The organism is Companilactobacillus nantensis DSM 16982, assembly GCF_001435815.1.
Classification (GTDB): Bacteria; Bacillota; Bacilli; order Lactobacillales; family Lactobacillaceae; genus Companilactobacillus; species Companilactobacillus nantensis.
In genome coordinates this window covers 1-12,391 of sequence record NZ_AZFV01000023.1, presented here as the reverse complement: position 1 = coordinate 12,391, position 12,391 = coordinate 1, and the positions used below count along the sequence as shown (strand labels likewise).

Below are 12,391 nucleotides of genomic sequence, written 5' to 3'. Positions count from 1 at the left end.
CGATAGCATTTAGGAGTAAAACAATGGACAAAAGAATTAAAAAGTACACAAAAAAAGACGGTTCTACCGCCTATAAATTTCAAATATATGCTGGAATTAATGAGCAAACTGGAAAACAACGCACAACTACTCGTAGGGGGTTTAAAACTGTCAAAGAAGCAACCATGGCATTAAAACGTTTGGAATATCTATCTACTCAAGGGATGATTGAGCAAAAAAAGCCTAATGAGAATATCACTTTTAAACAGGTTTACAATGACTGGTTTTCTAGTTATATAAATACGGTACGTGAATCAACTTGGTATAAACGTCAAAAGATGTTTGAAAACCATATTCTACCTACATTTGGTAAATATCGTATTAGGACTATTAAAACTGCTCAAATACAACGCGCCGTTAATGGTTGGTTTAAAATAACAACTTATAACTATAAACCATGGTTCAATTACACCAATGCAATATTTAAATATGCTATCAAACAAGGTTATATAAAAGATAATCCTGCTACCCGTGTTATCATCCCTAAAAATAAAGAATACGAGGACAAAAGCCCTAATTTTTGGACAAAAGAACAATTAAAAATGTTTTTTTGTTTCATTGATCCTAAGAAAAACCTAGAAAAGTACACTCTCTTTCGTGTACTAGCATTCAGTGGTATTAGACGTGGAGAGTGTTTGGCACTGACATGGAATGATATTGATATGCAAAAAAATACCCTAAGCATTAATAAAACTCTTGCCCAAGGTATTAAAGGTAAACTACAAATTAATAATACTAAAACTAAAAAAGGTACTAGAATTATCCCTTTAGATAGCACTACGATCAAATATTTAAAGCTTTGGCATATACAGCAGAGACGAGAATATCTGATGTTAGGTGTTAATACTAGTGGTAATAATCAATTACTATTTGCTACCAATAAGAATACATTTAGATCGCTTAATACACCTCGTAAATGGTTATATGCAATTTTAAATAGAGATGATTGTAAGTTACCTAAAATAACTATACACGGGTTTAGACATACTTATGCCAGTGCATTATTTTCAGCAGGTGCGACTATCAAAGAAGCACAGGAACTATTAGGTCACGAAGATGCACAAACAACTTTAAATATTTACACACATGTTACTCAATCACAAAATAAAGAAGCATCTCAAAAACTCGTAAACTACCTAAATTTTTAGTCAATCTTAGTCAAAAGCTTAGTCAATTAAAAAATAGGTCTTTCAAAGGCACTACAATCGCTGTTTTAACAGCTTTCTTATAAAATGGGGTCTGATTCCCATACGGGTGATAATTAGTATCCTAGTTGCCACCATATCAGTTTTTTCAACCGATATGGTGGCTTTTTTTGTTTCCATTTTTATTATGTTTTTTACCATTTCATAATTTTGGTAGCCGTGAAATAAAAAGGATGCAAACCTATGCATCCTCCGAAACAATGTCACTTATCTTTTTAATGTAAAGACACTGATTATTAGGTGTCCTATACCCTTCAACTTCTCTGAATCCATTTTTGTTATAAAATTTACGCAAATGATTATCATCATCTACTTCCAAGTAAACAATTCTACCACCAATTAATTGATAAATTTGATTTATAGTAATATAAGATAATTTAAGAATATCTGTTCCTGATATCAACTCCTTGTGATTGAAATTCTTGCCAATCTGACCAACCAATATTGATTTAATCTCATAATTTTCACGTTCAGTTTTTTGGCCCATACCTAGCAATTTTTTTCTCAAGCTACTTGATAGTTTAGAGAAATTTCTTTTAGAAATTATTAAGGGTTTGTTAGTAATTGAATAATAACCAGCTAACACACTTTTACCCTTATACGATGTGAACACTAAGTAAGTACGTGATAAATCCAACTTTTCGAACTGAACTGCTTTATTCAACAAAAAATTCTCCACATCCCCATTAATAGATGAGAACGTAGAGAACACTTTATTCAAATCATAATCCTGATTCATTAATTCTTTTAATTGAATAACACTATAACTCATTAATCAAAATCCTTAATAATATCATTTATCTTTTTTTTATCATTTTTATTGGTCAAAAACTCAACAGGTTTAGAAAGATTTATATCGGTTTTTCTAGATCCATCAAGAGCAATCGCCAATTTTCTACCTGTTTTCTGATTAAATGTGAATTCGGTTTGGAAGCTTTTAGTTGCCATACCTATCACTCTCCTAAATTATTTCATGCTTTAATCTGCATCATCATGATATCATCGAAAGAAAGCTTATTCAATTCATTAAAGCGTATTATTTATAAACGAGCAATAATTTCATTCTTTTAACTTGGGACACAAATTTATCACAAAAGCATAAGCGATTGGCGAGGTCATACTGACGGATTAATTACTTTTACTGTCAACAATTGATATAATTATTTTAATAAATATCATTTCTTGGGAGAATACCATGGAGATAGAGCGAACAATAATTACTTACGATGATTTTCCATCATTGATTTCCAAATTTGTACAATTTATAAAAAAGAATAATGCCGATTCACTATTTAATGGTATGTCAGATCAGGATATTAAGGAATTAACTTTCGGCGAAAACGTCTATCAATTAGAACAAGCAAATTATGCCAGTCATGACTTTTTAGTAAAAATAATTGATAACAAACTACTATTTCAAGTTCAACATGATAACACCACTCTTGAAGTCGGCTATGTGCCCGCAGATGAGCAAATCAAATCTATTTTAAAACAAAAATATAAACTATCAATTAGTTTTATCGGTGGTAAATTCAAAAAGATTGTAACTGATTCCAATGGTCAAGAATCCGTCCAGCAATTCTTCGAACCGATAACTCTAAAACTTGTATTTTCATACAAAGAACCTACACCTCAAAAATCAAAAGAAACCACTACTTCAAAAACAAAAAGTACTGAATATCATCAAACAATCGGGATGTGGACTAAACGATTTCTCACTGTTTTAGTAATATCTGCAGGTATTATAGCTCTTTTTTTAATTCTTCTAGGATTATTTGTTGATTTATAATAACAATCAAAAAGGTCAAACAAAAAGCTACTAGTAAACGAATTAATAAATTCATTTTCCAGTAGTTTTTTTACACTTTAATTTCAATATGATGAATTTTTCATATCTTTAAATCTTATTTTACAGACCTTAGAATAATCAGTTCTAAATTTAGAATCGGAATAGATTTGATGATGAGCATCAATGAATAGCGGGTAAAAATAGTAGTTATCATCATTACTATAAAGCCCAAAAATCACACGAACACCACCACTATTACTTACAGCAATTTCCCATAAACCAATTTGAGGATCTAAATCAAAGTTATTAATAAGTTAATTAATTTTTATTATTAAACCATGTTTATCATTGGAAATCGTATGACAATGTTTATATTGATTTGAAATAATCTCTTTTGAATGGGTTTTGATAAAGGGAATCATTTTGTTCAATATTTGATACACCACAAAACAAGCTTCTTCTGAATCGTGATAGAAATTATTGAATCCCCTTAAATCAATCGAATTCATCCAATTAGGATAATTAGACAATTCTATACTAACGTTTTCATGCTTGTTAAAGTTAACAAACGGATTAATTACGTTGCTCTTTGGTTCAATCGTATTAAACCTTCTTCTTGATGATTTAGAAATATTAAGCAACCCTTTCTATATAGCACTCAAATATATCCTTATCAGTTATCACTTTGTTACTAGATGCCAATGGAGAGAGACCTTCTCTAGCATTAATCCATGGTGTTTCTTGATGAGTAATACTTTCAAGTTGATCAGAAGTAAAGGAACCATATTCATCCCAAACCTGACTTAATATATCACTAATGTCGTCGGGCAACTTTACAATGTTCCCTTCATATTTAGGAATGTCATTATACCCATACAATTTATACTCTTCATAAATACTATAAATAACAGGACCATGTGCCCATGCTTCAAAATTATTATCAAATAATTTATTATCCAAATGATTTATATCATCATTAGTCAATGTCAAAACCCAAGCGTAAGCATAATAAAGAATCTTTTGTAATTTCTTAGGTGACATATTTGATTTGCTCAAGTACCAATCAGCTATCTGATCAGCCGTATAACCCGTTTTCTTTTGGTTAATCATTTTAAAACCTCCGATAAAAAAATTACATACTTAAATATGTTACTTTGGCAAAGATATTGTATCATCTTTAATAATTATAAAGCACCATGAAATTTACCTATTAAAATCCCCCTTCTGTACTTAATTACGTTTAAATCCAATAATTTTTATCGCAAAAAAAACTGCTACTAGCAAACGAACTAAATAATTCGTTTACTAGTAACAGTTTTTTCTATAAACTCTTGTTACTAATATCCTTAACGACAACGACCGTCTGACCATCTTTATAACCTGTAAAACTAATCTGATCACCGCTTTGGATAAACATATTCCGTGGATAGTCTTTAATCGAAGCATAGAAAACATTCTCATTATCATCCAACAAGAAGGCAATCTCACTATTATTAACTTTGACCACTCGTTTCACGGTTCCATTGAACTGTTGTTTCTTTCCCGAATGAGAGGAACTAGCTGTTCCTAAATCAGCATTGAATAAATTACGATATTTCTGCAATGTCGATTTAGCATCAGTGCCGACTGCAACAGTATCCTGTGTCCCATTACCATTAGCTAACAAGTAGACATAAGACATAAATGCTCCATTATCATCAATCATCGAAACGACCCAAGTTGGCTTACCATCAATCCGATAAAGTAGTGGCATATTAGCTTTCCATTGCGTTTGTTTCATTCGATTTTCAGCCAAACTGTCAGCCCGATTAGGCGTCATAGCGTCAGCTTCTTCACGATAATAATAAGTTTTACCAGTTTTAGCGTTCACATACATGTAACCTAAAACAGACGTTTGTTTCCGATTGTTACTTGTCATAGAAGTGAAGTAATAAATATTATTTTTATAAGCAATTGGTGTGAAAACATCATCATGTCCCTCAGTCCCAACTCCTTCAACTGACTTCATAACGCCGAGACGAGAACCACCAAATCCATGAGCATTCCACCAACCATTACGTTCAGCAGCATAGGAATAAATCTTATCACTGGCAATATTTGGATCAAACGTCACATCTATCCACTTGGTCTCATCGCCTTGTTTGTACACTTTAACTTTACCAGAAACAGAATCTAGTACGGCAACATAGATTTTACGGTAATTCTTTCGATTAGATAGCCCATATTGTTTATACAAAGTCTGCACATAATATGGATGCCCAGATTCATTTATTTCCAATTGTGGTGCACTACCAGAAATAACTAATCCCCGACCAACGATTGAAGCGTAAATTTTTCTGGAAGCATCATGTCCAAAATACGCTGACGGTGTATAACGCATGCTTTTCCTAACGAACTGTGGTTTAGCATTCTTCGATGTCGCGTCGACAATGAAATAACCTGGAACTTTCTTATAGTGGTTATAACGGAAAAATGAACCATCAAAATCTAATGGTGAAATATAAACTAACTTGCCATGATAAAACTGAACTCGTGCATGATTCAATGAATAAACGTTTGAATCAGGAACATTCGATAATGAATTTTGCATTTGATTACGTACAGTTTTATATGAATTAACTACTGGTACCTCTTTACTTTGCGAGTTAATGACTGGCATTGGTGCATTCTTAGTTGTTGAGTTTTCGGTAACATCAGTAATTCTAGCAACTGCTTTAGTTGTCGCATAACCAGAAATCATTATCACTAAAATCAAGGCTACTAACGCCAACATTGAACCAACTGTCGTACCCAAAAATTTTCCAGCTAATTTAAATCCCGGTTGATTAACCTCCCGTCTATCATTTCCACGTTGATGGATAATGTGATTAGAGAATGTTAAAACAATTCCATGTAACGCTGCCGCAACGGCTAACCAAAGTAAGTTAACCGCGATAACAACCTTCCATGTCTGATCAGGATTCATGAAGTAAATGAAGAACAGTGCAACTAGAAATAATATAACTTGCACTGCAATATGAAACTGCACTCGTAGACGAGTACTGTGATTTTTAACTAAAGCATAGCCAAATGGTACAAACGATAACACTGTAAATTCAAATGTTAATAATAAAAATAATAAAAGCATATTCCATTCCCCCCCATATAATTATTTAGCTTGATAAACCATCCATTGATAATTATCAGTATCTTTTAGTAACATATATTGCAAACCTTCATATGGTTCTTTAGTAATGGGAATTGTCAATTCAAAGCCAGCCATAACGGCAGCATCCCGTGTTTTTTCAATATTATCAGCAATTACATTAACCCAAATTGATTCTGGCGTAACGGTCGGAATCTTAAAACCAATATCTTTATTTTGGCTGAGAAAGTGAATTTGCATTCCTTCCATATCAACTAAAACCGTATCATCCTTGGCAACGGTACTATGAACTTCCAAAACCTTCACATTAAAAACTTTACCAAACGTTTTGGCTGCTGTCATTGCATCAGAAACTACCATATCCAATTCGATTCCTTTTTTCATAGCTTCCCTCCAACTAGTTTTTGTCGTGGTTTAAGTGTAACAGAGGTCTAGCAAAAAAGCTCCGACACTAATCGTGCCGAAGCGATATTCGTTAACATGATTTTTCCACATCACATTAACACTTGCTTAACAAAAACAAATACGAAGGATAATCAAATGACGCACCCGAGCCATAGGTGCCTTTTTAATATATACAAATCAAAAAATTCTAGCTATCAAAAAACAACACTTTTTCAGAAAATAATTCTATTCCCAACAAGTGTTATTCTATTATTAAGTTTAAAAAAATTAGAATGAGGTTTTAAGATGAATCCAACGATTGAAAATATGCTCAAACACGTCTCAGTGCGTAAATTTACTGACCAACCAGTAACTGCAGATCAAAAGAATTCCTTAATAGCTGCCGCTCAACACGGTTCAACAACTGAATTTGTTCAGGCCTTTTCGATAATTGAAATTACAGACCAAAAATTACGAAACAAATTATCAGACATCACAATCAGTTCCCCACATGTAAAAAAAGCTGATACTTTTTACGTATTTGTCGCTGATTTGCATCGTCAAGCTACTATTTTACGAGCCAATAACGAAAAATTGGATAGTATCAAAAACATGGAAGCCTTGCTACTATCTACAATTGATACAACTATTGCTGCTGAAAATATGGCAGTTGCAGCTGAATCAATGGGTCTAGGCATTTGTTACATCGGTAGCCTCCGCAATAATATCAAACAAGTTGCAGAGCTACTACATTTGCCTGACTTCACTGTGCCACTTTTTGGAATGACAATTGGGGTTCCCCTAACTAAAAACCAATTAAAGCCTCGTATGCCGCAACGTAACCAAGTTGCAACGAATTCATATGATGCTACAGAGTTCAACGAATTATCAAACTATGATCAAATTGTTAAAGACTACTATATTAATCGTCAAACGAATCCTTCTGATACTTCTTGGACTGAGAAAAATTTAGCTATTTTCAAAGAAGTACATCGAGCTGACGTGGGTGCATTCTTGAAGTCACAAGGTTTCTCTTTAAGTTAAGCTTTTTAGCTAAGTCGAATATTTATTATCTTTTCTGAAAACAAATGAATCATTGCACTGTGATTGTTAAAGTACTAGTTTCAATCACAAAAAATAAATTAGTAAAAAATAGCAACTGGCTATGAAAGTGCCGTAAGTACGGGGATTATCCTGTACTTACAGCATTGGACGTGTTTGGAGACTTGTTGAATTTACAAGGTTCCAAATTAAGACATGAGACTTAGACTCATGTCAGTCCACACAGCCAGTTGCTATTTTTCGTTCTGAAGATGACATGTTTAACTGACACAACGCATGAATTACCAAAAATATTCCAAAAACAACCTTTTTTCTGTAAATTTACATAACTATAACAAAAATTTACATTAATTGAACATAAAATATACACTACTTTTATATCATCTAATTATAGTAAATTAATAATTTGTTTCACTGAATAAAAATAGTAGGTGTAAAAAATATGGAAAATTTAGGTGATATTTTAAAAGAAGCACGGCAACAACGAAATCTATCGCAGCTTGAGATAGCTGAAGATGTTTGTTCCCAATCAACACTTTCTGAAATTGAACACAACAAATACATTCCCAATACGCAACTATTAATCAATCTCTGTAAAAAATTATCGATTGTTTTTGACGATTTAACGCTAGCTAGCAATTTCAAGATTTGTAAAGAAAAGTATTTCAATCAAAAAGTTAGTTCTTTTTATCGAACTCAAGATTTTCTACAATTGCGAATCTTTTTAAATCGTCCCACTGTCTTAGAAACGGTCCAAACGAGCAAACAAACTCAAGCTTATTACTTTTACTTAGCGGTTTGTTCCTTAAAACTAGATCATAAATTTGATGAAGCTAAAGAACTCTTAAAGTTGTCCTTAGCAAGTACAGGTCACAGTCGCAAACAAAGTACTTTAACAAGACTTGGCAATGTTGCTCTCGCTTATGTCTATGCCAGCCAAGGCTTAAAAACTTCTGCATTGCGACAAATTGAATTGTCTTTGAATAATTTTCCCAAAACAGCCTATGAAGAAAATCTTAATCTCGTTTTCTACATTGCTGCCCTCTCATATTTCCAATTATCAAAATTTGATAGTGCTATGGAAGTAATCGAACAAGGCGTTCACTATATAATGGAAAATAATTCCCACTTCATGTTAATTAATAGTCTTTACTTAATGGCTAATGTAGCCGAAATGGTCAAACAAAATAATGCTCAACTGGCTATTAAAAACTATGATCTCTTTACCGCGTTTCTTCATGAACGAGCTTACGAGAGTGTTAATTAATGAAAGCGTTCTTACATTTTATCTAAAAATGTTATACTCCTAATTAAAGGACGGTATTAACAAATGGATGATGTAGAACAATTAATTGAACAGCTGCAGGCAATTGCCCAAACTGGTAAACATTATAGTAAGGATGTTTTCGACCGCGAACGTTATGAGCAATTAGAGGTTGTAGCCAAGAAACTAACGACTAAATTGACAAAAGATGTAACTCCTGAAAAATTAGATATTTTCTTTGACGCTGATACTGGCTATGTGACACCAAAAGTTGATATTCGAGCCGCAACTTTTAAAAACGACAAAATTTTACTAGTTCGTGAAAAAAGTAGCGGTCAATGGTCGATTCCTGGTGGTTGGGGTGATATCGGTTATTCAGCAGCTGACATTGCTGTTAAAGAAACCTTTGAAGAAGCTGGTATCAAAGTTAAACCGTTAAAAATGATTGCCATTAAAGATATGCAAAAAAATCATTATCCCAAAAAGAATTTAAATTATGTCTACAAACTCTTCTTCGAATGTGAACCAGAAGAAAATGATATTCACGGCGGTGTTGAAACTTCCGAGGTAAAATACTTTACACTAGATGAAGCACTTAATTTAGACTTGTCCTTGGCACGTAATATGCCCGATGACTTTCAACGTGCTTTTGAATGTCACCATTCCCAACAATGGACAACTTATTTTGACTGAAAAAATAACATTATAAACTTTTTAAGAGACGTCTTTTAGCCCTATTGTTAGTAATGACAAGAAGTTGTGTGTCAGGCTTTTGATATTTCTCAATCAATCCAAGCAACCTATCTCCATCGTAAGAAAAAATCATTTTCAAAAATTCAAAGTAATCACTGTCTAAGTGTTCATTAAATTGTTCAGGCATATCGTCCCTGCTCCTCTTATCAATTCGCCACAACAAGGAACGTTTTAACACTCTACACAATGATTTAATTTTACTTACCCTCAGCAAAATAATAATATCGGCTTGAGAAATTCTAATATCCATAGTTCTGGAATAATTACCATCAATAATCCAATTTTTCTGATTCATGAATAGTACTTGTTGTTGATCAAACCACTGCTTAGCATCGTCGGAATAATCAGTTGTATGCCACAAACTATCCAGATGCAATAACGGATAATCAGTGATTCTCGCAATTTTCTTTGATAAAGTGGACTTGCCTGTACCAGAGTTTCCTACAACGATTATACGCATTGTTTTACCTCCAATTTTTTCATCGTTACAATATCATAACTCAATATAACGGTGATTCAACCATATATTTGATCTAACAAATCTACTCAAAAATTGCCAAAACAAAAAAAAGGTTTGGGGACAAAACTATTATTGTCCCCAAACATGCAGCATAAACGTGCGACAAAACATAGCTTTTTCCGCTTAAAACAAAAGAGTCAACCAATCCAAAATCGGATTACTTGACTCTTTTGCCTTAATGGTCGAAAGCCGACCATGTTTTGTCACACTCTCTATAGTAAGTGTGCGTCTTTCAATAATTCTTCGATGTAAGTGCCATGGACTTTCTCCATAACTTTCTTTTCGACCATTCTTTCCTTAAATGGCAACTTGATATCTTCAATCTTTTGCTTGCCATCCAAGTAGTAGATTGCTCTCAACAATGTTCTTACGTCAAAGGCTGAACCAAATACTTCTGGGACAGCACGATCCACGTTCAACAATGTATAGACAGCTTCCATAGCTGTTCTGACTGAATACTCTGTTGTAAAGACAGTGTCACGGTCAGTTTCAGAAAAGTTACCAATAAAGGCCAAGTTCTTTGAGCCATCTGGTACTACTAATGGACGATCTCCAACTTTTCTAGGCATAAAGTATGAAGTGATGTATGGCATGTGTGCTGGAATAGTGTTGGCGTGGTTTTCAGCAATGTCCTTAATTTGATCAGTAGGAACACCGATGTGATACAACCACTCTTCACATAGTTCATCACCAGTACATTCAGTAATTTTCTTATTAACGAAATTACCTGGTTTGTCTGAGAATAGTCCGTAAACCCAAACTACCAATTCGTTATCCTTTTGTCTCTTAAAGTGCTTTTGACGACTGATTGAGTAACCATATAACCAGTTAGAATCCTTAATACTTACCGGACCACTTGTAACAATTGAGCCACTGTGTGGATCTTTTTGACTGATTTTTTCAATATATGGTGTTGCTTCATCATCTGTCAAAGTAATTGTAGCTGAAACAGTCCAATTTGCTTCTGGAATATTCTTACAGAAGACATCTGGGTTACCAAAGGCTTTATCTTGTTTAGCCATGTTTTCCCAAAGTGACCAGCTGCTACCTAACTCATGCTCAGTTGGTGCTGGGTGAGTCTTGTCACCATAAGTTGTACTCTCAGTGATTGAACCATTTGTAACAAAGACTAAGTCATTTTCTGTCAAAGCAACTGTGCTGTCTTTACCATCAGTTGTCATATCAATTTCAGTAGCAACTTTGGAACCATTTGAAGTATCGACTTTAATATTATTGACATGAGTATTGTATGTAAATTGAACACCCTTGTCTTCCAAGAACTTAATCATTGGTTGAATCAATGATTCGTATTGATTGTATTTAGTAAATCTCAATGATGATAGGTTTGAAAGTGAGTCGATGTGGTGACAGAAACGCATCAAGTAACGTCTCATTTCCATAGCACTAGCCCATGGTTCAAAGGCAAACATTGTTGACCAATAGAGCCAGAAGTTAGAATTCAAGAAATCATCTGTAAATACTTCATTAATCTTTTTATCGCCTAAATCTTTTTCAGGTGTCATAACTAAGTCAATCAATTCTTTAACAGCCTTAGGTGTCAAAGTTAATTGACCTTCTGTTGGTAATTCTTTACCTTGATCTTGGATAACTCTACCATGTGAAAAACTTGGATCTTTCTTGTTTAACCAATAAAATTCATCCAAAACTGAAGCGTCAGGGTCTTCCAATGAAGGAATTGATCTGAACAAATCCCAAAGTGTTTCGAAATGTGGTTCCATCTCTCTACCACCACGGATAATGTAGCCCTTTTGCTCGTTCCAAATTCCGTCCATACTACCACCGGGTAGAGCGAGTTCTTCAAGGACATGAATCTTATCGCCTTTCATTTGACCATCACGTACAAGGAATGAAGCTGCAGCCAATCCAGCTAAACCAGAACCAACAATATAGGCTGACTTGTCATCAACGCCTTCTGGTTTCAAAGGTCTTGCAAATGCTTCATAATTACCATTACTTCTATACATAAGAACCACCTCTTGATTAAATTAGCTTTCGTTTTGAAACTGCTTACACGTAAAATATAGTTCTCTTATCGAGGATATGCAAGGGTAAAAATGTGATTTTTTCGTGAAATTTAGATTCGTTTTTTACCACATTTTGAGACAAAATTCAAAAAGAGTGGTATTTGAGATAAACTCAAATATCACTCTCATTTTTTGGGGCCGTCTCCTGAATCGAGAAAAGCTTAACTGGCTGATCGAGTAGGAGG

General features: G+C 33.7%; 12 protein-coding genes. 5 read left to right on the top strand and 7 right to left on the bottom strand.

Annotated features, from left to right (window positions below; all coding sequences use genetic code 11):
- Window positions 1-23: 23 nt before the first annotated feature.
- On the top strand, window positions 24-1,187 hold the full coding sequence (locus FD31_RS10070; RefSeq protein WP_057892654.1) for a tyrosine-type recombinase/integrase: 1,164 nt from the start codon (window positions 24-26) through the stop codon (window positions 1,185-1,187).
- A gap of 238 nt (window positions 1,188-1,425) precedes the next feature.
- Here FD31_RS10070 and FD31_RS10060 read toward each other — a convergent pair whose 3' ends face one another.
- Entirely contained in the window at window positions 1,426-2,016 is a 591-nt protein-coding gene (locus FD31_RS10060) for a hypothetical protein (protein ID WP_057892652.1), read from the bottom strand.
- The gene (locus FD31_RS14170; protein ID WP_157049163.1) at window positions 2,016-2,192 is read right to left on the bottom strand and encodes a hypothetical protein; all 177 of its coding nucleotides are present in this window, start codon (window positions 2,190-2,192) and stop codon (window positions 2,016-2,018) included. Before FD31_RS14170 ends, FD31_RS10060 begins: the two co-directional genes overlap by 1 nt.
- Before the next feature lie 247 nt (window positions 2,193-2,439).
- On the opposite strand from FD31_RS14170, the gene FD31_RS10055 reads away from it, so the two are divergent.
- Window positions 2,440-3,033, top strand: coding sequence for a hypothetical protein (locus FD31_RS10055; RefSeq protein WP_057892651.1), 594 nt, complete (start codon window positions 2,440-2,442; stop codon window positions 3,031-3,033).
- Between the two features lie 633 nt (window positions 3,034-3,666).
- Here the strand turns inward: FD31_RS10055 and FD31_RS10050 are convergent.
- The 3 genes from FD31_RS10050 to FD31_RS10040 form a co-directional block, all read right to left on the bottom strand.
- On the bottom strand, window positions 3,667-4,143 hold the full coding sequence (locus FD31_RS10050) for a Panacea domain-containing protein (RefSeq protein ID WP_057892650.1): 477 nt from the start codon (window positions 4,141-4,143) through the stop codon (window positions 3,667-3,669).
- A 211-nt stretch (window positions 4,144-4,354) separates the two neighbouring features.
- Window positions 4,355-6,160, bottom strand: a complete 1,806-nt coding sequence (locus FD31_RS10045) for a hypothetical protein (protein WP_057892649.1) — start codon at window positions 6,158-6,160, stop codon at window positions 4,355-4,357.
- A gap of 21 nt (window positions 6,161-6,181) precedes the next feature.
- Window positions 6,182-6,562, bottom strand: coding sequence for a VOC family protein (locus FD31_RS10040; RefSeq protein WP_057892648.1), 381 nt, complete (start codon window positions 6,560-6,562; stop codon window positions 6,182-6,184).
- Between the two features lie 306 nt (window positions 6,563-6,868).
- On the opposite strand from FD31_RS10040, the gene nfsA reads away from it, so the two are divergent.
- The 3 genes from nfsA to FD31_RS10025 all read left to right on the top strand — a co-directional run bounded on the left by nfsA (window position 6,869) and on the right by FD31_RS10025 (window position 9,581).
- A complete protein-coding gene (gene nfsA / locus FD31_RS10035; RefSeq protein ID WP_057892647.1) occupies window positions 6,869-7,606 on the top strand; it encodes an oxygen-insensitive NADPH nitroreductase in 738 nt (245 codons plus the stop codon).
- Window positions 7,607-8,066: 460 nt separating this feature from the next.
- Window positions 8,067-8,891, top strand: coding sequence for a helix-turn-helix domain-containing protein (locus tag FD31_RS10030; protein WP_057892646.1), 825 nt, complete (start codon window positions 8,067-8,069; stop codon window positions 8,889-8,891).
- Between the two features lie 63 nt (window positions 8,892-8,954).
- On the top strand, window positions 8,955-9,581 hold the full coding sequence (locus tag FD31_RS10025) for an NUDIX hydrolase (RefSeq protein WP_057892645.1): 627 nt from the start codon (window positions 8,955-8,957) through the stop codon (window positions 9,579-9,581).
- A 10-nt stretch (window positions 9,582-9,591) separates the two neighbouring features.
- Here FD31_RS10025 and FD31_RS10020 read toward each other — a convergent pair whose 3' ends face one another.
- Window positions 9,592-10,101 (bottom strand): P-loop NTPase family protein, encoded by a 510-nt coding sequence (locus FD31_RS10020; protein ID WP_057892644.1) that lies wholly within the window; start codon window positions 10,099-10,101, stop codon window positions 9,592-9,594.
- A 272-nt stretch (window positions 10,102-10,373) separates the two neighbouring features.
- On the bottom strand, window positions 10,374-12,146 hold the full coding sequence (locus FD31_RS10015; protein ID WP_057892643.1) for an oleate hydratase: 1,773 nt from the start codon (window positions 12,144-12,146) through the stop codon (window positions 10,374-10,376).
- Window positions 12,147-12,391 lie beyond the last annotated feature (245 nt).